This window comes from Acidimicrobiales bacterium, from assembly GCA_040219515.1.
In the GTDB taxonomy this organism is placed as follows: Bacteria; Actinomycetota; Acidimicrobiia; order Acidimicrobiales; family Aldehydirespiratoraceae; genus JAJRXC01.
On record JAVJSI010000005.1, the window covers coordinates 249005 to 271042 of the forward strand.

The following is a 22038-nucleotide window of genomic DNA, read 5'->3' on the forward strand; positions in this document are numbered from 1 at the left end:
GCACGGGGTTAGCGTCGTGTGGTGCTCGAGAGGACCCGTCAGCTCTGGGAGAAACAGCGGCAGAGTGTCGGCGACCGGCAGGGCCTGTTCGGTGTCGTCGCTGATGCCATCGACGCGTCGACCGTTCTCTATGCGGGTTCCTACGTCGACCTCACGCCATCACTTCTCTGGCCGTCGGTCACCTCTGTCGATACCGATCGTCGGGCCGCCCGATTCTTCGCCGACACCGAGGGAATCACGGAGCTCCTCGACGAGATGCGCCCCGGCGCCGGTCGACACAGCGTGCGCTTCATCCACGACGATTACTCCAACGACCTGGACCTCGGCGAGAACTCCGTCGACCTTCTGATCTCGCTCTACGCCGGCTTCGTCTCCGAACACTGCACCCGCTATCTGCGGCCCGGTGGATTCCTGCTCGTGAACCCCAGTCACGGTGACGCGGCAATGGCCTCGATCGATGACCGGTACCAGATCCACGGCGCGGTTCTCGAGAATCGAGGTGACTTCACGCTGCAGACCCGTGATCTCGACGAACACCTCGTCCCGAGGAAGGACGTCGAGATCACCGTCGAGTCGCTCCACGGACTCGGTCGGGGGGTCCCGTACACGACACCCGCATTCGCCTACCTCTTCCGCCGGGTCTGAGCTCGGCGTTGGTGGGCACGAGCGGCGTCACCAGCCTTGTTCATCGGCGTAGTCGGCGCTCGTGCGCTTGGGGAGGGCGAAGCTGAAGAGGCGCATCGCCCCGTAGGTCAAGCGGGTCTTGAGTGGAATCGTGCCGCTCTCCACTTCGGACTTCACGAGACCGAGGATCTCGGTCCAGGTCTTGACCGTCTTCTCGGCGGTGCGGTGCTCGTCGGTCCAGCCGCTGTGGGTCAGCGTGACACGGCAGCCGCTGCCTTCCTCGGCCAGATCCCAAGCGACGGTGGTCTCGGGGTCGGGGTCGATCGTCATGATGTAGGTGTGCACGAATCGTGTCGGCGGTGTCACCTCGATCACTTCGCCGACGACGAACACCCGCTTGTGGTCGGGGCTCGCGTAGCGCAGCCGGCTCCCCGGCGTGAGATCGCCCGACAGCACCGTGTTGTACAGCGGTCGCTGCACCCCGGCGGTCTTGGTGATTTCGTCCCAGACCTGCTGGATCGGCGCGTCGATGAAGATCGAGACGACCCTTTCGTTCTCAACCGGTGTCTCGCTCATGCAGCTCTCCCGTTTCCTCTTGGTGGTCGTCACGGGCGTCGGCCAACGATTCGAGGGTGGTCTTCAAGTCGATCATCGCCGTGGCCAGGGTTCGGTGGTGGCGGCTGATCCAACGGTCGCTGATCTGTTGGATCGGGACCGTGTTCAGATGGTTGAATCGCTGTCGCCCCTGTTTGCGCGCGACGACGAGGTCGCACTTCTCGAGCACGCCGAGATGCTGCATGATCGCGAAACGGGAGAGATCGGAGAACTCGTCGGCGAGCTCGCCGGTCGTGACGGGGCCGTCGACGAGCAGGTCGAGGATCCGGCGACGTGTCGGGTTGGCGAGCGCCTTCCACACTGCGTCGAGGTCCTCACCGCCACTCATGTGACATTCATATCACATGAGTGGCGAGAGATCGGCTACCGAGCGGCCGGAATGCGGTCGAGAGCGGTGCGCCAGACCTGGGCATTGAGGGCCGGGCAGGCGGCGAGGAGCGTGGCGAGCTCACGCCGGTTCATCGCGTAGACCGACGTGCCGGATTCCGCCACGACCGTGGCATTGCACGGACGGCCGGTGAGAATCCCCACCTCGCCGGCCAGGTCACCGGCGCCGAGATCGGCGACATGTGCGCCATCGCGTTCGACGCGCATCGTGCCGTCGATGACGACGAGGCACTGGCGGCCCAGGCCGGATTGCTGAATGACGCTCCTGGTCTCCTTGAGGGTCACCATCGTGCCGACCTGGTCGAGTCGGCGGAGTTCGTCGGCGGGCACGGTGTCCGACAACGGGGTTCCTTGGAGCGGACCGGGGCTTCGCTTCTTCCTGGCGAACGGGTGCGTGGTCGTCATGTCGGGCCTCCTGGCTCGATACCTCTCCTGCGATTCTCGCCAACCCGTGTTTCCGGAGGAGGTCGCGGCGACGGCGACAATGAGAACGACAGCTGAACCGTTGACGCCGTGGCTGACTAGTGTCCGGCTCATGCCCTCGATCGATCCCACGCCCGACCAACTCGAGGACTTCGCGTCCCGTGTCGACACCGTGGAGGGGCCGATCCGGATGATCAACCTCCTCCGGTTCCGTGAGGTCGCCGACTATGGCGACCTGCCGGATCCCGGCGAGAACGGGCCGAGCACCGGGGCCGAGGCCTACGGGCGCTACGGCGCCATCGCCATCGCCGAGGTCGCCGCCGTGGGTGGACACCAGTTCGAGGCCGGCACCGCGCACATGACCCTGATCGGTCCCGACGACGAGCAGTGGGACCTCGTGGCGATCATCGAGTATCCGAGCCCGGCCGCGTTCCTCGAGATGATCGCCAAGCCCAGCTACCAGGCCGGCATCCACCACCGGACGGCCGGCCTGGCCGACACCCGGCTCATCATGACGACATCCCTGATGCGTTGAGGCGCACCAGGCCGTCCAGGATGAGGTCGAGCACGAGTTCGAAACTGCTCTCGGCGTGGCCGTCGAGGTGCACGTTGACGTGGTCGATGGTGTGGGGGAACGCCTCGGGGTTGAGCGACCCGACGAAGTCGCGGGCCGCGGCCTCGGGGTCGTCGCCGTACTGTTGATCGAGTGTCATCGCCTGCTCTTGTAGCGTGTAGCCGAGGACGTGGTTGTTGACGGCATGGAAGCCGTGGTGCGCCAGGTCGGGGGCGAGGGCACTCGCGGCCAGCAAACGCAGCAGCGTTTCCATCTGGGTGGTACGGGCCGGTCCCGGCATGTGGCGGTTCCAGAGCCCGGGGGCCCAGGGGTGACGCACCAGGGCGACCCGGAACTCGAGTGCGAGTTCTCGCACGGCCGTCATCGGGGCGGTCTCGGGGTCCGTGTCGGCGATCTCGCCGGCGACGGCATCCACCATCAGGCCGAGCAACTCGTCCTTGCTGGCCACGTGATTGTAGAGCGACATGACCTTGAAGCCCAGGGATTCGGCCAGCCGTCGCATCGTGATCGCCCCGATGCCGTCCGCGTCGGCGAGCCGCACCGCTTCCGTCACGATGGTCGACCGATCGAGCGGAGTTCTTCGAGTCCTCACCCTTGACACTGTAGGACGTACGCCGTACGTTGCCGAAACGTACGCTGTACGTCCCACCCGAACGAACCGAGTTCCACCATGCCCGAACCCGCGCGTCCCTCGACCATGCGAGCCGTCGTCGCTCGCCGCTACGGCACCGCCGAGGTGGTCGAGATCGACGACATCGCAGTGCCGACGCCCGGGCCGACCGACGTGCTCATCGAGGTGGCGGCCTCGTCGCTCAACGCCCTCGACTGGCACTTCCTCACCGGTACGCCGTATCTCATCCGACCGACGTCGGGCCTACGTCGTCCCACCGGACGAGTCACCCCCGGGGCCGATGTGTGCGGCACGGTCGTCGCGATCGGTGAGAAGGTCGACAAGTACGCGGTTGGCGATGTCGTGTTCGGCGAGTGCGAGGGCGGCGGCTGCGCTCCCTATCTCGTCACCGGGGAGGACAACGTGGTGCTCGTGCCGGACGGCGTTTCGACGAAGGCGGTCGCGGCCACGCCGGTGGCCGGGCTGACCGCGCTGCAGGGTCTGCGGACCGAAGCGGACCTCCGGCCGGGCGAGGAGGTGCTGATCAACGGCGCCGCCGGCGGCGTCGGCACGTTCGCCGTGCAGATCGCGAAGGCGATGGACGCACGCGTCACGGCGGTGTGCAGCGCCCGCAACGTCGACATGGTCCGCTCCCTCGGCGCCGACACCGTGGTCGCCTACGACGAGGAGGATTTCGTTCCCGGTGGGCCACGGTTCGACGTGATGCTCGACAACGTGGGCAACCGGAGCCCGATCGAGTGTCGGTCGGTGCTGAAGGCCGACGGGCGCTATGTGGCCATCAGCGGCCCGAAGGAGAACCGTTGGTTCGGACCCGTCGGTCACATCGCTCGTGCGTGGTTCACCTTTCGCCGTTCGAGTCAGTCGTTCCATCAGTTCACCGCCTCACCGAACCACGACGACCTCACGTTCCTCGGTGAGCTCCTGGCCGACGGCCGCCTCGAGCCCGAGATCGACCGGGTGATCGGACTGGACGATGTGGCGGCCGGCCTCGCCGAGATCGGCACCGGCCACACCCGGGCGAAGATCGTCGTGACCCTGACCTGACACTCAGGCGGGCGCGGCCCAGCGACGGATCCAGGCGTGCATGGCGATGCCGGCGGCGACACCGGCGTTCATCGAGCGGGTGGACCCGAATTGGGCGATCGAGCAGACCGTCGACGACGCGGCGTGGGCGGCGGGGGAGAGGCCCGGGCCCTCCTGGCCGAAGAGCAGCACGCAGCGCTCGGGGAGCTCCGTCGCCTCGATCGGCACCGAGCCGGGAAGGTTGTCGATGCCGACCACTGGAAGTCCGGCCCCCCGGGCCCACGATGCGAACTCCTCGACCGTGTGGTGATGGCGTACGTGTTGGTAGACGTCGGTCATCATCGCGCCGCGCTTGTTCCATTTCCGGCGGCCCACGATGTGGACCTCGGCGGCCAGGAACGCATTGGCGGTGCGCACCACCGTGCCGATGTTGCGATCGTGCTCCCAGTTCTCGATGGCCACGTGGAAACCGTGGCGGCGCGAGTCCAGATCGGCGACGATCGCTTCGACGGTCCAGTAGCGGTACTCGTCGCCGACGTTGCGGCGGTCGCCCTCGGCCAACAGTTGCGGGTCGAACCTCGGGTCGTCGGGCCAGGGCTCGGGATGGGGGCCGACGCCAACGGTGGGCTCGGCGGACTCGCCGGCCACGCCGCGATCGCCCATCAGGGCTTGTGGCGCCGCGGGGGACGGGCGAGGCGACTACGCCGGGCGCCCGTCGGCGTGACCTTGTTGTGATCGGGAATGTGGTGGCGGTGTTCGGTCCACTGACGGCCGTCCCAGTAGCGGAGCGCCCCGTCATCGACCTCGGGGTCGTGGTACCACCCGGCCCGGGCGTTGTCGGGGTGTTCGTCGTCGGGAGCCACTTCGCCCATACCGGGGAACAGCGCTGCCAGGTCGACGGTGTCGAGCGCGCTTCCTCCCGAGGACAGTCCGGCGGTGATGCCCGCGGCGGCAGCCTGGGGATGCGAGCGGTCGTCCTGCATGGTCCGTAGCGACTCGGCGATGGCGGGATCGGGACCCTCGTATTCGGGCAGCCCCTCCATGCCGCGCAGGATGTTGATGCGGTCGCTGAGCGGCGGGTGGGTGCTGAACATGTCGTTGAACCGGCGGCCCCGGGCGTTGGTCTCGTGGTCGTCGGGCGACTCGATCCAGAGGTGTGACGTGGCGTGTGACGTGCGAGCGACGACCGTGATGTCGGCGTCGAGCTTCTCGAGCGCCCGGCGCAGTCCCGCCGGGTAACGGGTGATCTCCACGGCAGTGGCGTCGGCCAACGACTCCCGGGAACGGCTCACGGCAGCGCGGAGCAGCGCAGCGGCCAACGGCGCGAGGACGGCGACCGCGACCATCCCGATGATGATCAGCGGGTTGGCACCGCCCTGGTTGTCGTTGCTGCGGCGGCGATGCGAGGCCCCACCGCCGGTGAGCGCGCCGAAGTAGAGCATGCGCCAGAAGATGTCGGCGATCAGCGCGATCGCCCCGGCGGTGGCCACGGCCACGGTCATCACCAGGATGTCGCCGTTGCGGATGTGGGCGATCTCGTGGGCGATCACACCTTCGAGTTCCTGACGATTCATCTTGTCCATCAGGCCCGTGGTGACGGCGACGACGGCATTGTCGACGTTGCGGCCGGTGGCGAAGGCGTTGGGCGAGGGATCGTGGACGACGAAGACCCTGGGCTGCGGGATGCCGGCGGCGAGCGACACCTCGGCAACCAGGTTGTTGAGTTGGGAGAACTCCGACGGGTCGGCCTCGACGGCCCGAGTCGAGCGCAGTGCCAGCGTGTCGCTCTTGAAATAGGAGGCGAACGTGAAGCCGAACGACACCACCACACCGAGGATCACCCCGACGATGCCGCCGCCCAGGGCCAGCGAGATCACGGCGCCGACGACGGCGAGCAGGACGAAGAAGGCGAACATCAGCAACCAGGTACGGCGCCGATTGCTCGCGATCAGGTCGTAGAAGTCGGGACGTTCGCCAGCCATGGGGGCAACGGTACCGTCGCCCGCCGGAGCGACGGCGCCGGGAGGGCGCCCGGTCCGACGCGACCCGTCACCCTCGCGTTACGTTCAACCCCGATGGACGTCCTCGTCGCACTGCATGCCGCTGCCGCGTTGTTGCTGCTCGTGGCCGGGCTCGCGAAGATCGTTCGTCCTGCGCCGACGACCGAGTTGTTGTCCACCCTGGGTCTGCCCGACATCGCGGCGCTCGCCGTTGCGATCGGCGTGGCCGAGTCGGTGATCGGCATCGCCGCCCTTGTGATCGGGGGACCGGTCACCGCCGCCGCCACCGGTGTGCTCTACGCCGGCTTCGTCGTCGTCGTGTGGCGAGCACTGGCCGCCGGCGCCACCTCGTGCGGGTGCTTCGGGCGAGTCGATGCCCCTCCCTCGTGGATCCATGTCGTCGGCAACGTCGGCCTTGCCGCCGTGTCGTTCGTCGCGATGGGCGGCGACACACCGATCGAATTGATGGACGGCCAACCGGCCGGTGGCGCCGGATTCGTGCTCCTCGTCGGGGTGCTCGCCGGTCTCGCCCTCGTCATGTTCACGGCCCTTCCCGAGGCGATCGGCGCCCGTCGAGGCGCCGCCGCGGCCGCCCAGTTCCACATCGAGGACGGCGCGTGAGCCGCCGCGTCGTCCAGACGCTCAGCCGCGTCATCGAGCAGCGCTCGTCGCGACGCGGGTTCCTGTCGCGCTCGGCCATGGGGGCGACGGCGCTGGCGGTGGCTCCCGCCGCGTACGCACTCCGACCGACCACTGCGCATGCGGCCATCTGCTCGTGCTCCGGTTCGTCGTGCGAATGCGGGTCCTCGTGCTGCGACGGCTACACCGACTTCTGCTGCCAGTCGACCGGCGAGAACCTGTGCCCACCGGGCACGATCGTCGCCGGATGGTGGAAGGCCCATGGCAGCGGCTTCTGCGACGTCGACGGCAAGGCGCGGCCGCGCTACTACCTCGATTGCAATCTTCCGTGTGATCCCGGCTGTGGGTGCGGCGGCGCCGGGGTCTGCGCGTCCTCCTGTACGTCGGCGAACTGTCGTTGCCTCGAAGGCTGCGGCAGTCGTTCCGTCGAGTGCACCCGCTTCCGCTACGGGCAGTGCAACCAGGACGTGGCCTGCGTCGGCCCGATCGCGTGCCGCATCGTGACGTGCGTGGTCCCGTGGCAATGGGACCCGAGTTGCGACGACACGCCGGCCACCGACAACTCGACCCGTTTCCACGACCGCGCCTGTCTTCACGACGGGTTCACCGACATCGCGCCGAAGGCGTACTACACCGAAGCCGTCGAGTGGGCCATCGAGAACGGCATCGCCACCGGCTACAGCAGCGACATCTTCGGGCCCGGCGAACTCGCGCCCCGCTCGCACATGGCCACGTTCCTGTGGCGCTACGTCGGCAAGCCCGCGGTCGAGTCGTCCGGGCCGTTCTCCGACGTCGCCGACGGCACCTTCTACACCGACGCAGTGGCGTGGATGGCTGCCGAGGGCATCACCACCGGCGCCGCACCGGGTCGGTTCGTACCCGATCAGTTCGTCACCCGAGGCGAAGCCATCACCTTCCTCTGGCGCTTCGCCGGCCAACCGGAGGCAGGTTTCGAGATCCCGTTCGCCGATGTCCCCGCCAACGCCTTCTATCGTCCGGCGGTGGCGTGGGCGGTCGAGAACGAGTTGACCACCGGCCTCACCCCGACCCTGTTCGGCGGGGCGTTCTGGATCGGCCGGGCCCAGGTGCTCACCTTCCTTCACCGCTACGACCAACGCATCGGCCTGCCGGTCGAAGAGCCGGCATGATCGTCCTCGTCATCGTGCAGACCGTCGCCATTGCGATGCTCGCCGTCATCGTGTTCGGGCTCCTGCGCACCCACGCCGAGATCCTGCGGGCCCTCGACCGGGCCGGCGTGCCGCTCGAGGACGCAGCGGGGGCGTCGCCGGTCGGCCCCGTGGCCGTCGCCTCCCCCACCACCCGAGGTGACGCGGTCGACATCGTCGGCACGGTGCCCGGTGGCGGTCCGGTGAAGGTGGCGATCGCCGGCGAGCATCACACGCTCCTGGCCTTCCTCTCGTCGGGATGTCGAACCTGTCAGGCGTTCTGGACCGAGTTCGCCTCGCCCACGATCGATCTCCCCGGCACGGCCACCCGGCTCGTCATCGTGGGGCAGGACCCTGCCCACGACTCCGAGAGCAAGCTGGCCGAACTCGCCCCGACGGGGGTGCGCACCGTGTGCTCGTCGGATGCCTGGACCGCCTACGGCGTGCCGGGTTCCCCCTACTTCGCTCTGGTCGACGGCCGTAGCGCGAGGGTCGTCGGCTCGGGAACCGCAACCGGGTGGGAGCAGGTCCGTGGCCTGCTCCAGCAGGCGCTGGGCGACGACGCTCTGGGCGAGACCGCCGCCGGCTCGGTCGATGCGGCGCTGAACGCGTCGGGGATCGGCCCGGGTCATCCCAGCCTCTACCCCGACGCCGCCGGGCCCGAGACGCCGGACCCGCCACAGTGAGTCCCTTCGCGCTCGCGTTCGTGGTCGCCGTGGCGGCTGCTGTGCGCGCTGCGTGGTCGCCTTGAGGCACGTCGATGCTCACGAGCATCACCCCGCTCGGCGAGCGGGGCAGAGGCAATCGATTCTGGTTGACGAGGACGTGGCTGCTCATCGGGCATGTCGTCGGCGGCCTCGCGCTCGGCCTCGTGATGTCGGCCGGCCGCGCCGTCGTCGCCTGGGTCGGTCGCCCCTCCGACGGCACCGCCCTCGTCATCATCGCGGTCGCCGCTGCTGTCGCCGTGTCGGGTGACGTCATCGGTCTCACGGTCCCCGGTCGTCGACAGGTCGACGAGCGATGGCTCACCGCCTACCGCGGTTGGGTCTACGGCCTCGGGTTCGGCGTACAACTGGGGTTCGGCCTCGTCACGGTGGTGAACACGCTGCTGCTCGGTGTCGTCCTCGTGGCCGGAGTTCTGCTCGGCCCGGTGCAGGCGATCGGCCTGGGGGTCGTCTACGGGACGACTCGCGGGATCGGCGCCACGGTCAACGGCGGGGTTCGCAGCGTCGAGGACCTCCGTCGCCTCCACCGCGGACTCGACCAGCGCGAGCGGGCCGTCCGCCTGACGGTGCTCGCCTCGGTCGTCCTCGTGACCCTCGGTGCGGTGGCGACATCGTGAGCGATCATCGACTCTCGACCAACGGCATCGACGTGCTCGTGCGCGAAGGCTGGGAAGTGGAGTTCAGCGAACTCCAGGCCCGGCCCGGCGCACCGGCCCGCTCGCTCGTGCACCTCGCCAACTTCGCACTGCCGGCCGCGCGGGGCGACTACGGGTCCGGCGCCGTCGAGATGATGGACGGGGGTGCCGTGCTCGTCATCGTCATGGAGTTCGACTCCGACTCGGCGGGCACGGCCATGTTCTCGGGGACCCGGGTGCCGAGCGACCTTCGTGTCGACGACTTCTCGGCGGCGGCCTTGCAGCGCCGACTCAGCGGTCAGGCCGGCGCCCAGCGGTTCTTCCGCGTCGGCGGTCGCGCCTTCGGGTTGTACGTCGTGCTCGGTTCCGGTCGCCAGGCCGGCCTGCTCGTGCGCGAGGTCAACAAGAGCCTCGCCGGCATCACCATCAGCTGAGCGTGCTCGGGCGGAGGGACAGGTGTCTGACACCGTCGGGACAGGCGGGACAGGTGTCTGACACCGTTGGGACGGGCAGCTCTATTTCGACTGGCACTGGGGACACCAGGTGGTGGTTCGGGCATCGAGCTCTCGCTTGCGCAACACGGTGCCGCAGCGTTCGCAGGGCTCGCCGCTGCGTCCGTAGCAGTGAAGTGTGTGCTGGTTGGACCCCTGGGCGCCGGCGGAGTCGACATAGTCGCGCAGCGTCGTCCCTCCGTGATCGAGCCCCGATTGCAGTGCGGCTCGCACGGCCTCGACCAGGCGATCGGCCCGCGCCCTGCTCAATCGACGGGTGGCCGGGTTGATCCCGGCCGTCCAGAGCGCCTCGTCGGCGTAGATGTTGCCCACACCGGCCACCGCCCGCTGGCCGAGCAACAGCGTCTTGAGGTGGCGGTTGCTGCGCTTCACGAACGCCGCGAGATCTCGACCGTTGAACGCCTCGTCGAACGGCTCGGGACCGAGCGCGGCCAGGGTGGGGATGGCGGTGTGGTCGCCGCGGGCGACGACATGGACACGGCCGAAGCGGCGGGCGTCGTGGAACGTCAGGGTGCGGCCGTCGTCGAGTCGCCACCAGGCCCGGAGGTGCGGGTGGTCGAGGTCGGGATCGGGTTCGACGGCCAGACGCCCGGTCATCCCGAGATGGATGATCAGCTCACGCGGCGCGTCGGCCGCATCGACGAGGTCGACGAGGTCGAGGATGAGGTACTTCCCGCGACGGCGGGTACCGCCCACCTCGTGGCCGAGTGCCTCGAGGGCCGGGGTGAACTTGGCCGACCAGTGGCTGCCGCCGTCGACGAGCTCGGCCCCCGTCACGAGCGGCGCCAGCTGCCGTCGAATGGTCTCGACCTCGGGTAGCTCGGGCACCGACGGACTCTAGACTCGCGGCGCCGTGACCGACCTCCCCGCCTCACCGTTCGACGATCTGACCGCGTCCGCCACCGTGCTCGACGGGCTGGTCGAGGTCGTCCGGGAACAGGCTGAAGAGATCGCGGCACTCGACGCAGGCCGGGCCGAGGCCTGGGCGAGTGACGTGTTGGCCCTTGCGGCCGAGACCGATCATCAGCAGGCCCTGGTGGCGGCCCTTGCCTCGGCCGACGACGAACAGGCGGCGACGACGTTGACAGCCCTACGCGGCCTGCTCGACGACGTGCCGTCGCCGAGGTGGACGGGTGAGCCGCCCGCATGGGCCGACGCGATAGGAACGAGCCGGTGCGAAGGTGCGTGGGCCCTCACCATCGGTGGCGCCTCGTCGATCGCGTTCCGCTTCGTGGACGCCGACGACGAACGCCACGTGATCACCGTCGACGTCGTGCCCGGCCCGCCGGAGACCATCGGGGAAGTGATGGTCGGCCCGGGCGACCTGCTCACCGTGCTGCACGAGGACGACGCCGGAATCGACAGCGAGGTGGGCGGACCGACCCAGCTGGCGGCGCGGGTCATCGCCGCATTGACGGCGACCGAACGACCCCCCGAGTCAGCGGTCGTCAACGGGCGCCTGCTCCTTCGGCGCATGGGCCTGCTGGTGGACGTCGGCGACATCGCACCACCGGTGTTCGTGGCCGAGGATCTCCCGGAGAAACCCGAACGCGACCCGCAGGACGATGCCTATGCCCTCGGGGTGCTCGTTCGTGCCCTCGGGCCGGCCCAGGCCCAGGCCCAGGCCGAGGCCGAGGCCGGGGCCGCAGCCGATGCCGTCATCGAAGTGGCGGCGATGGCGGCGCCGACCGACCTCGGTCCCCTGAGTCCGGCCGAACGAGATGCGGTGCTGACGCTGGAGTGGGCCGACTGGCTCGGTGCCGTGATCGGACTGGTGCGTCGCGGTCCCGGCGCAACGGTGGACGGTGCGGCGTTGGTGGACTGCATCAATCGCTGTCCCGAGGTCGACACGACCATCCCCAAGGGCGATCGAGCCCGGATCGAGTGGGCCTTCGACGTGGTCATCGCGCCATGGGACGAACTCGGGATCACCGAGGACGGGACCCTCACGCCGCTCGGAATCGAGGCATTGCCGGCCGCCCTGCATCGGGCCTGGGGCTGATCCTGCCGAGTCCTACCCGGCCAACAGCTCTCCGACGGCATGGATCGTGATGCCGGCCAAGCCGCCGACGATGGTGCCGTTGATCCGGATGAACTGGAGGTCGCGTCCGACCTGGAGCTCCACCTTGCGGGCCGTGGTCTCACCGTCCCAGCGCTCGGTCGTGGCGGCGATCACGTCGCTCACCTCGCGGCGGTAGTTGTCCACGAGATAGCCCACTGCCCGTGCGAGCCAATCGTCCACCTTGCGCTGGAGCGCCGGTTCCTCGACCAGCCGCGCACCGAACCGCTGGAGTCCCTCGGCGGTCTGCGAGCGAAGCGGGCTGTCGGGATCGTCGGCCGCTGCGACCAGGCTCGCCTTGGCGCCGACCCACAGCGAGTCCACCCACGCCCTGAATTCGGGATGGTCGAGCAGTTCCTGCTTGAGCCGTTCGCCGTTGGCGATCATGGCCGGGTCGTCCTCGAGGCGGTCGGCGAACTCGCCCAACCGGTTGGCAACCGTGCGGCGAAGCGCGTGGTCAGGGTCGGCACGGACGTCGCTGAGGAAGCGGCGCAGGACCTCGTGGATCTTGTCGTAGACCCGGTCGTCCAGCGACTCGGGAACCCACCACGGCGACTCCTCGTAGATCCGTCGTCGGAACGTCTCCTCGTTGTCGCCCAGGAGGTTGTGCAGACCATCGATGACGGCGTCGAGAAGCTCGGTGTGGTGACCCCCTTGCACCGAGGCCTCGATGGCCTTGCTCAACAGCGAGGATGCGGGTGCTGCGGCGATCCGACCCTGCACGATCGACTCGAGGCCCCGTTGCACCTCGTCGTCGTCGAGGATTTCCAGCGCCCCCTCGATCACCTCGCCCAGGGCTCGACTCGCCCGCTCGGAGTTGGCCGGATCCGAGAGCCAGGAGCCGATCCGGTGCCCGGCCCGGGCCTGGGCGAGCCGCTCGGCCAGGACCTCTTCGGTCAGGAAGTTCGTCTCGACGAAGTCGCCGAGGCTGCGACCGAGCGCGTCCTTGCGATTCGGGATGATGGCCGTGTGGGGGATGGGCAGCCGGAGCGGGTGCCGGAACAGCGCGGTCACGGCGAACCAGTCGGCCAGAGCGCCGACCATCGCGGCCTCGGCGAACGCCCGGACGTAGCCGACGACGCCATCGCCCCCGTCGATCGTGGTGATCACGTAGACCACCGCGGCGGCGGCCAGCAGTCCGAGGGCCACTCCCTTCATCCGACGCAGCTCGAGCCGGCGCGTCTGATCGGTCTCGGCCGGGTCCATTCGGCGACGCTAGCGGGCGCTCTCGCCGGGTCACCGGGTCACCCGAGCAGCGAGGCGTAGCCCTCCCGGTAGGTCGGATACTCGGGTTGCCAGCCCAGGCTGCGGAGGGCGGAGTTGCGGCAGCGTTTGCCGGTCACCGCAGCGACGTCGACGGTCGACGGCTCGGGGGCGCCGAGGCGCTCGACCAGGAAGCGGATCACGTCGTCTCGGGGTGCGGGTTCGTCGTCGACGGCGATGAGCGTGTCGGGCGGGGCGGCGTGGGTGGCGGCGACGAGCAGGGCGGCGACCACGTCGTCTCGATGGACACGATTGGTCCATCGCACCGTGCCATCTCGGGCGATCGGCGCGTCGCCGGCCCGCACCCGATCCTGGAGCCCGTTGCGGCCGGGCCCGTAGATCCCGGCGGGGCGCAGCACGACCGTGGGCACTGCCGCTCGCAGCGCCCGCTCGCCCGCCAGCACCACGGCGGCGGTGTCACGGGTCGGTTCGGTGGGGGACTGCTCGTCGACCCACGAGCCGTCGTCGGTGCCGTGGACCCCGGTGGTGGACGTGAGCACCGCCCGGCCCGGTGCCGCCGGAAGCGCCTCGAGAATGCGGCGAGGCCCGTCGAGATAGGCCAGCCGGTAGGCCGCCTCGTCGCGCCCGGGAGGCGCCGTCGTGAACACCACGAGATCGGCGGGCGGAAGGCCCTCGAGCGAAGGAGGCTCGGCCAGGTCCCCCACCCACGAGTCGGCCCCGGACACTCCCTTGCCCGAGCGGTTCAGGGTGGTCACCGACGCGCCGGCATCGACGAGACGGGTGGCGAGCGCGAGCCCGAGATCACCGGCGCCGACGATGAGGGTTCGCTCGGGAGCGTCCGGCAGGGAAGGGGCGGGCAGCGGGGAGGAGGACACGACAAGACCGTAGCGAGTGGCCCCGCGGTGTCACTCCCCGCCACTACGGTCGGGAGCCACTCGCCGAACCTGGACCCCCGGAGTCAACGTGCCCCGACAGCTCGAATTCGAGCCCAACTACGCCCGCGAAGTCATCGACGTGCCCGTCGCCGACGAGATGAGCGAATCGTTCCTCGCCTACTCGCTCTCCGTCATCACTTCGCGGGCCATCCCCGACGTGCGCGACGGCCTCAAGCCGGTGCAGCGCCGCATCCTCTGGTCGATGCTGCAGATGGGCATCCGGCCCAACACGCCGTACCGCAAGTCGGCCCGCATCGTGGGCGACACGATGGGCCGCTACCACCCCCATGGTGACGCGGCCATCTACGACACCCTCACCCGCATGGGCCAGGACTTCTCCCGGATGGTCCCCTTCATCGACCCACAGGGCAACTTCGGTTCGCTCGACGACCCTCCGGCGGCGGCCCGCTACACCGAGTGCCGCCTGTCCGATGCGGCCATGGACATGGTGGCCGAACTCGACGAGGACACCGTCGACTTCCGCCCGACCTACGACGGCGAGGGCGAAGAGCCCGTCGTGCTTCCGGCCGCCATGCCGAGCATCATCGTCAACGGCACCAGCGGCATCGCCGTGGGAATGGCCACCAATATGGCGCCCCACAATCTGCGCGAGGTCGAGCAGGCGATCCGATTGGTGATGACACAACGCCGGCCGAAGCCCACCGTCGACGAGATCATGGCCGTGCTGCCGGGGCCGGACTTCCCCTCGGGCGGCATCGTGGTCGACGACGGCCTCCGCGACGCCTACGAGACCGGTCGGGGTTCGTTCCGCATCCGGGCCAAGGCCCACGTCGAGCAGGTCACCAGGTCGCGCCAGGCGATCGTGGTCACCGAACTGCCCTACCTCGTCGGGCCCGAGCGGGTCCTCGGCAAGGTCCAGGAGCTGGCCAACAACGGCAAGCTGGTGGGCATCACCGGCATCGCCGATCTCAGCGACATGAACGGTCTGCGCATCCAGATCGACGTGAAGCCCGCGGTCAACCCACAAGCGGTGTTGCAGGAGCTCTACCGGCTCACCCCGCTCGAGGAGACCTTCGGCGTCAACAACGTGGTGCTGGTCGACGGTGTGCCCACCACGTTGGGCATCTACGATCTCTGCCGCTACTACATCGAGCACCGTCTCGAGGTCATCGTCCGCCGCACCGAGTACCGGCTCGCCAAGGCGCAGGATCGCCTCCACATCCTCGACGGCCTGCTGATCGCGCTCGATGCGATCGACGAGGTGGTCCAGATCATCCGCAGCTCGCAGGACGCGGCCGAGGCGCGACAGCGGTTGATCGAGCGGTTCTCGCTCAGCGACATCCAGGCCGCCCACATCCTCGACATGCCGCTGCGGCGACTCACGGCGCTGGCCAAGCTCGAGCTCGAGGAAGAGGCCGCCGGCCTGCGCAGCGACATCGAGGACTACAACAAGATCCTCGGGTCCGAGCAGCGTCGCCGCACCCTCGTGCTCAACGAGTTGGCCGAGCTGGTCGAACGCCACGGTGTCGATCGCCGTGCGGAGATCGTGGCGATCGACGACATCCCGGTTTTCGAGAAGCCCACCGAGAGCGACGCCACGTTCGATCCCGACGCCGACGAGCCGTGCGTGATCACCCTGTCCACCTCTGGCAATCTCGGCCGGGTCCCCGTCGACGGTGCCAAGAAGGGCGTCACCGGACGCCACGACCTGCTCACCGCGCAGGTCGTGTCGTCGACCGGCTCGCCCATCGCTGCGGTCACCACCGAGGGACGGGTGTTCATCGTGCGCGGCGCCGAGGTCGCCGACGGCGACGGCCGCACCCGCGGCGGTCCCGCTCACCAACTCCTGGGGCTCAACAAGGGCGAGGAAGTGCTCGACCTCGTGGTGAGCGACGGCGACCCACTCGTGCTGGTCACCGCCAATGGCGTGGCCAAGCGCGTCACCGTCGACGAGGTGATGGGCACCAAGAGCGGCAAGACCGTCATCGGCCTCAAGGGCACTGATCGTGTGGTTGCCGCGTTCCGGGCCGCCGAGGGCGCCGACATGGCCATCGTGGCGTCGGACGCCCAGGTGTTGCGGATCCCGGTCGACAGTGTCAGCACCCAGGGCAGGGGTGCCGGCGGCGTGGCCGGAATGAAGCTCAAGGACGATGCGTCGGTGGTCGGCGCCGGCGCGCTGCTGGGCGACGGTGCGGCGATCATCGTCACCGACGCATCGGGACTGAAGGCGACGCCCTACGAGGAGCTGCCCACCAAGGGCCGCGGCGGCCTGGGCGTGCGGTTGGCCAGGGTGGCCGACGGTGAGCGCGTCACCCTCGCCTGGTTCGGGGCGATGCCGGTCGACCTGCTCGCTCAGATGGCCGACGACGACGACCCGAGGAAGACCGATCCCAACCCGGTGCCGCTCGACCCCGAGCCGTCGGGCCGTGATCTCGTGCCCGCCCGCACCGAGCGCCAGATCCTGGTGCTCGCGCCCAGCCGCTGGTAGGCGCCGGGAATTCCCTCGGGCGAGAGTCGGGAACTGTCCCGATGTCCGCGCTCAGCCGGCGGCGGTGGCGAGGGCGTCGATGCAGCGGTCGATGTCCGCGTCGTCGATCACTAGCGGTGGGCAGTAGATGATCGAGTCGACGACACCGCGAACGATCACCCCGGCCTCGACCATGGCATCACGGACGGGCAGCGCATCGGCCTCGTCGGGCAGGCGGGCCGCCCACACTCCGGCGGTGCCGCGATAGTCGTGGAGCACGCCATCGCTCACCAGTGCGTCGAAGCCGGCGGAGAAACGGTCGCCGATGTGGCGCGCCCGGGCGACCAACCCTTCCCGCTCGATGATGTCGATGTTGGCGAGGGCCGCCGCGCACGCCGCCGGGTGACCGGAGTAGGTGTAGCCGTGGCGCAGGATGAAGGCCGGGTCCGACTCGAGCACGGCGCAGACCCGGCGAGAACAGATCACCCCACCGATGGGTTGGTAGCCGCTGCTGACGCCCTTGGCGAAGGTGATCAGATCCGGGGTGACGCCGTAGGTCTGACTTGCGAACCACTCGCCGGTGCGCCCGAATCCGGTGATCACCTCGTCGAAAACCAGCAGTGCGCCGTGGTCGTCGCACAGCTTCCGTAGGCCCTGGAGGTAGCCGTCGGTGGGTGGATACACGCCGCCGGCACCCTGGAGCGGCTCACAGATGACCGCAGCGATGTGATCACCGTGATCGGCGAAGAGGCGGGCGGCCGACTCGATGTCATCGCCGTCCATCTGTTCGAAGTGCGGGACGAGGTCGCCCCAGCCGGCCCGGTTCGGAGCGATGCCCTGGGCGGTGGTGCCGCCGAAGTTCACGCCGTGGTACCCGCGCTCCCGGCGCACGATGATCTGGCGATCGGTCGATTCCTGGAGCTGAGCAGTGGCACGCGAGATCTTCAGAGCGGTGTCGACCGCTTCGGATCCTGAGCAGCAGAGGAACACCCGCCCGTCGATGAGCGGCGAGAGCGACCGGATCCGGTCGGCGACCGCCTCGGCCGGTCCGTTGGTCCACGGGTCGAACGTGTTGTAGGCCGACATCTCGCGCATCTGGTTGGAGATGGCGTCGATGATCTCGGCCCGGCCGTGGCCGACCTGGCAGTACCAGAGCGACGCCATCGCATCGATGTACTCCTTGCCTGCGTCGTCCCAGACGCGCACCCCGTCGGCCCGAACGAGCTTTCGGAAGGATTCGGCCGCCGGTTTGGCGAACGAATGGAGTAGGGCAGGGGTGGTCATTGGCGCTCCTCGGATCCACTGAAGTCGGGATTGTGCCAGACGATGAACGACGCCCAGCCGTCGACGGCCGGGTCGTCGAGATAGTTCTCGAGCACCCCGGGTGCCTCGAACCCGTTGCCGAGCTGGAAGCTGAGGGTGCGGTCGTAGAGCTCGCCGGCCACGACCTTCTCGACATAGGTCGCCGCGCTCATCTCGTGCTTGTGGTCGGCGTAGCCCGGGATGACACCACCGGCGATGATGCCGCGCAGGCCGAGATCGCGGCAGACCTGCTTGCGCAGGTCGTAGAGGCGGGCGCCGATGCCGCGACGGCGATGATCGGGATCGACCGTGATGGTCGTGCCGTAGTACCACTCGCCCTCGGGGTCGTGGCCGGAGCCCTGGTCGTGGGGGAGCAGCTCCTCGAACGTGTGCTGATAGTGGTCGAGATCGAACTGGACCCGCACGCCGTAGCCGGCGCCGACCGGCGTGTCGCCATCGAGCACGACGAAGCAGCCTTCGGGGAAGTCCGCCGCCAGCTCGCGGATCGACGGTGCGTCGTAGAGGTCGGCGGGATCGATCGTGGGGAAGCACCGCAGCTCGATCGCCTCGAGTTCGTCGGCCCATTTCGCATCGAGCGGTACGTAGGCCAACTCACCGTTGTCGTTCACGCACAGATCGTATGATGACTTCGACCATGGTGCCCGAATACTCCGACCTGTCGCTCTGGCTCTCCGATCCGGAACTCGACCTCACCCCTCGGGCCGCGCTCGACGGTGACACCGAGGTCGACGTGGCCATCGTCGGCGGCGGGTTCACCGGCCTGTGGACGGCCTACTACCTGACCGAACGCGACCCCACGCTGCGGGTGCTGGTGGTCGAGCGCGAGGTGTGCGGGTTCGGTGCCTCCGGCCGCAACGGCGGTTGGTGCGTGGGTGACCTCCCGGCCGGTGTCCACACCTATGCCGCCCGGACGAGCCACGACGAGGCCATGCGCCAGGCTCGTGCCCTGTTCGCCACCGTCGACGAGGTCGGCCGGGTCGCGGCGGCCGAGAGCATCGACTGCGGCTACGCGAAGGGCGGTGTGATCCGCTGGGCTCGCAACACCCCCCAGGCCACGCGCCAGGCGGACGAGATCCGAGCGGCGCGGGAGGAAGGCTTCACCGAGGACGAGATCCGCCTGCTGACGGCCGACGAAGCCCGTGAGTACGGTGCGGCGAGCGATGTGCGCTCGGGCATCTTCTTCGACGCCTGTGCGGCCCTCGATCCGGCCCGCCTGGTGCGGGGCCTGGCGACGGTGGTCGAGGCGCGCGGCGTGCGCATCGTCGAGCACACCGCGGCCACGGCGGTCGGTCCCGGTGCGGTCACCACCGACCGGGGCACGGTGAAGGCGGCCACCGTCATCCGAGCCACCGAGGCCTACACCCGCGATCTCGAGGGCGAGCGGCGCACGCTCGTCCCCATCTACTCGCTCATGATCGCCACCGAGCCGCTCGACGAGCACACCCTCGACGAGATCGGACTCGCCGGCCGCCCCACCTTCGCCGACGATCGCTACATGGTCGTCTACGGTCAGCGCACCGCCGATGGGCGTGTCGCCTTCGGCGGGCGGGGTGTGCCCTACGCGTTCGGCTCGGGTATCGACCCGGAGATCGAGAAGGACAAGGCTGCCCACGACCTGATCCACCGCACCCTCGTGGAGATCTTCCCCCAGCTGCGCGACGCGGCGATCACCCACGAGTGGGGCGGCGTCCTGGCCGCCCCCCGCAACTGGACCCCGTCGCTCTGGCTCGACCGGGCCAGCGGGTTCGGCACCGCCGGCGGCTATGTAGGCGAGGGTGTTGCCGCGGCCAACCTGGCCGGACGCACGATGGCCGACCTGATCACCGACACCGAATCGGATCTCGTCTCCATGCCGTGGGTCGGTATCCGGTCCCGCAAGTGGGAGCCGGAGCCGTTGCGCTGGCTCGGTATCCGCGGCACCCGTGCGGTCATGGACCGGGCCGATGCCCACGAGTACGCGAAGGAAACCGAGTCCAAGGCCGGACGAATCGCCCACCAGCTCCTGCGCTGACGACGACCCGGCCTGGTGTCAGCGCCGGGCTTCGGCCAGCAGACAGAGCATGTCGTGACCGATCGTGGCGGCGGCCAGCGCGGTGATCTCGGCGTGGTCGTAGGCAGGAGCGACCTCGACGACATCGAAGCCGCGAAGCTCCAGTCCTCCGAGCGATCGAAGGATCTGGAGGGCCTCGGCGGTGGACAGCCCACCGGGAACGGGCGTGCCGGTGCCGGGCGCGAACGCCGGATCGAGGCAGTCGATGTCGAAGGTGAGATACGCGGGATGGTCGCCCACGACCCGCCGGATCTCGGCCACCGTCGCCGCGGGTCCGTGCTGGTGGATCCACGGCGCATCGAGGATCGTGAAGCCGTGGGTGTGGTCGTTGTGGGTGCGAATGCCGATCTGTACCGATCGGGATGGGTCGATGAGTCCCTCGTTCGCGGCGCGCAGGAACATCGAACCGTGATCGAGGCGCTCGCCGTCGTCGTCCCAGGTGTCGCTGTGGGCATCGAAGTGGACGAGGGCGAGCGGCCCGTGCACCTTGGCGTGAGCCCGCAGCAGGGGATAGGTGACGAAGTGATCGCCGCCGATGGTGAGCATCGTCGTACCCGTTGCGAGGATCGCGTCGGCGTGGGCTTCGATCACCTCGACGGCGTGGTGTTGATAGCCGAAGTCGAACTGGCAGTCGCCGTAGTCGACAACCTCGAGCAGGCTGAACGGATCGAACCCCCACGGAAACGCGTCGAGCTCGGCGACCATCGAGGAGGCGGCCCGGACCGCTCTGGGCCCGAGCCGCGCTCCTGATCGATTGCTGGTCGCCGAGTCGAACGGAATTCCCGACACCGCCACGTCGACCCCGGTGAGGTCGCGTGAATAGCGGCGTCGGAGAAAGGACAGCGCACCGCCGTAGACCATCTCTGGCCACTTGGCGTCGCCAGGATCGCCCCGGAAGGCGAAGTCACCCTCGGGCGGTGTGCCGTCCATCCTCGACTCCGCTCAGCCGACCGCCTCGATGAAGGCATCCGAGAAGTTGATCTCGAAGTCGCCGGTGTCGGAGATGAACTCGAGCTGGCTCGTGTCTTCCGGGTAGACGATCGGATCCTCGAGCACCTCGGCGTCGATGAACGGTTGGGCGGCCTCGTTCGGGCTGGCGTAGTAGTTCCAGTTCGTGAGGGCGGCACCGTTCTCGGCGTCGAGGAGGAAGTTCATGAAGGCGTGCGCGGTGCACGGGTGGGGTGCATCGACGACGACGGCCATGTTGTCGACCCAGCGGGTGCCACCTTCTTCGGGCACGAAGTAGGTGTACTGGTCAGGATTGTCGGCCCCGCCGAACTGCGTGAGGAAGTTGCCCGAGAAGCCGTGGGCGAGTGCGGAATTGCCGCTCACGAGGAGTTCGTCGTACTGGTCGGAGTCGAAGGCAGCGATGCTGCCGGCGGCCTCGGACACCAGTGCCTTGGCCTCGGCGAGTTCCTCGTCGCTCGTGGTGTTGAGCGAGTAGCCGAGGTACTTCAGCGCGGCACCGAGCGTCTCCCGGGGGTCGTTGAGGAGGGTGAACGCACCGTTCAGGCCGTATTGCTCACGAAGGGCCGGATCGAACACGAGCCCCCATGTCTGGGGGACGTCGTCGCCGGTGACCGCGAGATCGACGCCGAAGCCGGTGGTGCCCCACTGGTAGGGCGCCGAGTAGGTCGCGTCAGGGTCGAACGGCAGGCCGGAAGCGAACTCGGGCAGGAGGTTGGCGAGATTCGGGACGGCGTCCTTCTGGATCGCCATCAGGTCGCCCGATTCGATCAGGATCGAGACCATGTAGTCGGACGGCACGATGAGGTCGTAGCCGCTGTTGCCGGCCGAGATGATCGGCTGCATCGCTTCGTTGGAGTCGTAGGTGTCCTCGACGACGCTCACGCCGAACTCCTCCTCGAAGGCGGTGACGAGGTCAGGGTCGAGGTACTCGGCCCAGTTGTAGAGGGCGAGGTCGCCGTCGACCTCGCCCACCTCGCAGGTCGTGCCGCCGCCGTCACCGCCGTCGGCGCCGTCGGAGTCGTCGCCGCATGCGGCGGCGACGAGGGTCAGACTCACGAGTCCGGCGAGGAGCCGAAGCAGAGTTCTCGGGTTCATT

General features: G+C 68.9%; 24 protein-coding genes. 11 read left to right on the plus strand and 13 right to left on the minus strand.

Annotated elements, in window-relative coordinates; translation table 11 throughout:
- The first annotated feature begins 21 nt into the window (after positions 1–21).
- Positions 22–645 carry a hypothetical protein gene (locus tag RIB98_03760; protein MEQ8840073.1) on the plus strand — a complete coding sequence of 208 codons (624 nt, stop codon included), beginning with the start codon at positions 22–24 and terminating at the stop codon, positions 643–645.
- 27 nt (positions 646–672) lie between these two features.
- On the opposite strand, the gene RIB98_03765 is transcribed toward RIB98_03760, so the two are convergent.
- The 3 genes from RIB98_03765 to RIB98_03775 are packed head-to-tail and all read right to left on the minus strand — an operon-like array spanning position 673 to position 2031.
- Complete coding sequence (locus RIB98_03765) at positions 673–1200, minus strand: SRPBCC domain-containing protein (protein MEQ8840074.1); 528 nt, start codon at positions 1198–1200, stop codon at positions 673–675.
- Complete coding sequence (locus RIB98_03770) at positions 1181–1567, minus strand: metalloregulator ArsR/SmtB family transcription factor (protein ID MEQ8840075.1); 387 nt, start codon at positions 1565–1567, stop codon at positions 1181–1183. The genes RIB98_03765 and RIB98_03770 overlap by 20 nt, the downstream gene beginning before the upstream one ends.
- A 35-nt stretch (positions 1568–1602) precedes the next feature.
- Positions 1603–2031, minus strand: a complete 429-nt coding sequence (locus RIB98_03775) for a cyclic nucleotide-binding domain-containing protein (GenBank protein ID MEQ8840076.1) — start codon at positions 2029–2031, stop codon at positions 1603–1605.
- A 130-nt stretch (positions 2032–2161) separates the two neighbouring features.
- On the opposite strand from RIB98_03775, the gene RIB98_03780 reads away from it, so the two are divergent.
- Positions 2162–2584, plus strand: coding sequence for a DUF1330 domain-containing protein (locus tag RIB98_03780; GenBank protein ID MEQ8840077.1), 423 nt, complete (start codon positions 2162–2164; stop codon positions 2582–2584).
- Here RIB98_03780 and RIB98_03785 read toward each other — a convergent pair.
- Positions 2559–3215 carry a TetR/AcrR family transcriptional regulator C-terminal domain-containing protein gene (locus tag RIB98_03785; GenBank protein MEQ8840078.1) on the minus strand — a complete coding sequence of 219 codons (657 nt, stop codon included), beginning with the start codon at positions 3213–3215 and terminating at the stop codon, positions 2559–2561. The genes RIB98_03780 and RIB98_03785 overlap by 26 nt on opposite strands.
- A gap of 78 nt (positions 3216–3293) precedes the next feature.
- On the opposite strand from RIB98_03785, the gene RIB98_03790 reads away from it, so the two are divergent.
- A complete protein-coding gene (locus RIB98_03790; protein MEQ8840079.1) occupies positions 3294–4298 on the plus strand; it encodes an NAD(P)-dependent alcohol dehydrogenase in 1005 nt (334 codons plus the stop codon).
- A 3-nt stretch (positions 4299–4301) separates the two neighbouring features.
- Here the strand turns inward: RIB98_03790 and RIB98_03795 are convergent, their stop codons facing one another.
- Both RIB98_03795 and RIB98_03800 read right to left on the minus strand, forming a co-directional pair.
- On the minus strand, positions 4302–4940 hold the full coding sequence (locus RIB98_03795; GenBank protein MEQ8840080.1) for a TrmH family RNA methyltransferase: 639 nt from the start codon (positions 4938–4940) through the stop codon (positions 4302–4304).
- Positions 4940–6259, minus strand: a complete 1320-nt coding sequence (locus tag RIB98_03800; protein MEQ8840081.1) for a M48 family metalloprotease — start codon at positions 6257–6259, stop codon at positions 4940–4942. Before RIB98_03800 ends, RIB98_03795 begins: the two co-directional genes overlap by 1 nt.
- 93 nt (positions 6260–6352) lie before the next feature.
- Between RIB98_03800 and RIB98_03805 the strand changes: the two genes are divergently transcribed.
- From RIB98_03805 to RIB98_03825, 5 genes are all read left to right on the plus strand, one after another.
- Positions 6353–6898, plus strand: a complete 546-nt coding sequence (locus tag RIB98_03805) for a hypothetical protein (GenBank protein ID MEQ8840082.1) — start codon at positions 6353–6355, stop codon at positions 6896–6898.
- Positions 6895–8064, plus strand: coding sequence for an S-layer homology domain-containing protein (locus RIB98_03810; protein ID MEQ8840083.1), 1170 nt, complete (start codon positions 6895–6897; stop codon positions 8062–8064). The genes RIB98_03805 and RIB98_03810 overlap by 4 nt, the downstream gene beginning before the upstream one ends.
- A complete protein-coding gene (locus tag RIB98_03815; GenBank protein MEQ8840084.1) occupies positions 8061–8768 on the plus strand; it encodes a hypothetical protein in 708 nt (235 codons plus the stop codon). Before RIB98_03810 ends, RIB98_03815 begins: the two co-directional genes overlap by 4 nt.
- A 74-nt stretch (positions 8769–8842) precedes the next feature.
- A complete protein-coding gene (locus tag RIB98_03820) occupies positions 8843–9424 on the plus strand; it encodes a hypothetical protein (GenBank protein ID MEQ8840085.1) in 582 nt (193 codons plus the stop codon).
- A complete protein-coding gene (locus RIB98_03825) occupies positions 9421–9876 on the plus strand; it encodes a hypothetical protein (protein ID MEQ8840086.1) in 456 nt (151 codons plus the stop codon). The genes RIB98_03820 and RIB98_03825 overlap by 4 nt, the downstream gene beginning before the upstream one ends.
- An 81-nt stretch (positions 9877–9957) precedes the next feature.
- On the opposite strand, the gene mutM is transcribed toward RIB98_03825, so the two are convergent.
- A complete protein-coding gene (gene mutM, locus RIB98_03830; protein MEQ8840087.1) occupies positions 9958–10782 on the minus strand; it encodes a bifunctional DNA-formamidopyrimidine glycosylase/DNA-(apurinic or apyrimidinic site) lyase in 825 nt (274 codons plus the stop codon).
- 25 nt (positions 10783–10807) lie between these two features.
- Between mutM and RIB98_03835 the strand changes: the two genes are divergently transcribed.
- Positions 10808–11956 carry a hypothetical protein gene (locus RIB98_03835; protein MEQ8840088.1) on the plus strand — a complete coding sequence of 383 codons (1149 nt, stop codon included), beginning with the start codon at positions 10808–10810 and terminating at the stop codon, positions 11954–11956.
- Positions 11957–11968: 12 nt separating this feature from the next.
- On the opposite strand, the gene RIB98_03840 is transcribed toward RIB98_03835, so the two are convergent.
- Entirely contained in the window at positions 11969–13219 is a 1251-nt protein-coding gene (locus tag RIB98_03840) for a DUF445 domain-containing protein (protein MEQ8840089.1), read from the minus strand.
- Positions 13220–13257: 38 nt separating this feature from the next.
- Positions 13258–14112 carry an NAD-dependent epimerase/dehydratase family protein gene (locus RIB98_03845; protein MEQ8840090.1) on the minus strand — a complete coding sequence of 285 codons (855 nt, stop codon included), beginning with the start codon at positions 14110–14112 and terminating at the stop codon, positions 13258–13260.
- Positions 14113–14200: 88 nt separating this feature from the next.
- Between RIB98_03845 and RIB98_03850 the strand changes: the two genes are divergently transcribed.
- A complete protein-coding gene (locus tag RIB98_03850) occupies positions 14201–16621 on the plus strand; it encodes a DNA topoisomerase (ATP-hydrolyzing) (protein MEQ8840091.1) in 2421 nt (806 codons plus the stop codon).
- A 51-nt stretch (positions 16622–16672) separates the two neighbouring features.
- On the opposite strand, the gene RIB98_03855 is transcribed toward RIB98_03850, so the two are convergent.
- Both RIB98_03855 and RIB98_03860 read right to left on the minus strand, forming a co-directional pair.
- Positions 16673–17884: an aminotransferase class III-fold pyridoxal phosphate-dependent enzyme gene (locus RIB98_03855; protein ID MEQ8840092.1), complete on the minus strand. Its 1212-nt coding sequence runs from the start codon at positions 17882–17884 to the stop codon at positions 16673–16675.
- Positions 17881–18531 carry a GNAT family N-acetyltransferase gene (locus tag RIB98_03860; GenBank protein MEQ8840093.1) on the minus strand — a complete coding sequence of 217 codons (651 nt, stop codon included), beginning with the start codon at positions 18529–18531 and terminating at the stop codon, positions 17881–17883. The genes RIB98_03855 and RIB98_03860 overlap by 4 nt, the downstream gene beginning before the upstream one ends.
- Positions 18532–18545: 14 nt before the next feature.
- Between RIB98_03860 and RIB98_03865 the strand changes: the two genes are divergently transcribed.
- Positions 18546–19934, plus strand: coding sequence for an FAD-dependent oxidoreductase (locus tag RIB98_03865; GenBank protein MEQ8840094.1), 1389 nt, complete (start codon positions 18546–18548; stop codon positions 19932–19934).
- 18 nt (positions 19935–19952) lie between these two features.
- Here RIB98_03865 and speB read toward each other — a convergent pair whose 3' ends face one another.
- A complete protein-coding gene (gene speB / locus RIB98_03870; GenBank protein ID MEQ8840095.1) occupies positions 19953–20903 on the minus strand; it encodes an agmatinase in 951 nt (316 codons plus the stop codon).
- 12 nt (positions 20904–20915) lie between these two features.
- Positions 20916–22037, minus strand: coding sequence for a spermidine/putrescine ABC transporter substrate-binding protein (locus RIB98_03875; GenBank protein ID MEQ8840096.1), 1122 nt, complete (start codon positions 22035–22037; stop codon positions 20916–20918).
- Position 22038 lies beyond the last annotated feature (1 nt).

Excerpts from the sequence above, each read along its gene's own strand:
- RIB98_03765 (MEQ8840074.1), bottom strand. The coding sequence starts at position 1,200 with ATGAGCGAGACACCGGTTGAGAACGAAAGGGTCGTCTCGATCTTCATC.
- RIB98_03770 (MEQ8840075.1), bottom strand. The coding sequence starts at position 1,567 with ATGAGTGGCGGTGAGGACCTCGACGCAGTGTGGAAGGCGCTCGCCAAC.
- RIB98_03775 (MEQ8840076.1), bottom strand. The coding sequence starts at position 2,031 with ATGACGACCACGCACCCGTTCGCCAGGAAGAAGCGAAGCCCCGGTCCG.
- RIB98_03780 (MEQ8840077.1), top strand. The coding sequence starts at position 2,162 with ATGCCCTCGATCGATCCCACGCCCGACCAACTCGAGGACTTCGCGTCC.
- RIB98_03790 (MEQ8840079.1), top strand. The coding sequence starts at position 3,294 with ATGCCCGAACCCGCGCGTCCCTCGACCATGCGAGCCGTCGTCGCTCGC.
- RIB98_03795 (MEQ8840080.1), bottom strand. The coding sequence starts at position 4,940 with ATGGGCGATCGCGGCGTGGCCGGCGAGTCCGCCGAGCCCACCGTTGGC.
- RIB98_03800 (MEQ8840081.1), bottom strand. The coding sequence starts at position 6,259 with ATGGCTGGCGAACGTCCCGACTTCTACGACCTGATCGCGAGCAATCGG.
- RIB98_03805 (MEQ8840082.1), top strand. The coding sequence starts at position 6,353 with ATGGACGTCCTCGTCGCACTGCATGCCGCTGCCGCGTTGTTGCTGCTC.
- RIB98_03815 (MEQ8840084.1), top strand. The coding sequence starts at position 8,061 with ATGATCGTCCTCGTCATCGTGCAGACCGTCGCCATTGCGATGCTCGCC.
- RIB98_03820 (MEQ8840085.1), top strand. The coding sequence starts at position 8,843 with ATGCTCACGAGCATCACCCCGCTCGGCGAGCGGGGCAGAGGCAATCGA.
- RIB98_03840 (MEQ8840089.1), bottom strand. The coding sequence starts at position 13,219 with ATGGACCCGGCCGAGACCGATCAGACGCGCCGGCTCGAGCTGCGTCGG.
- RIB98_03855 (MEQ8840092.1), bottom strand. The coding sequence starts at position 17,884 with ATGACCACCCCTGCCCTACTCCATTCGTTCGCCAAACCGGCGGCCGAA.
- RIB98_03865 (MEQ8840094.1), top strand. The coding sequence starts at position 18,546 with ATGACTTCGACCATGGTGCCCGAATACTCCGACCTGTCGCTCTGGCTC.
- speB (MEQ8840095.1), bottom strand. The coding sequence starts at position 20,903 with ATGGACGGCACACCGCCCGAGGGTGACTTCGCCTTCCGGGGCGATCCT.
- RIB98_03875 (MEQ8840096.1), bottom strand. The coding sequence starts at position 22,037 with ATGAACCCGAGAACTCTGCTTCGGCTCCTCGCCGGACTCGTGAGTCTG.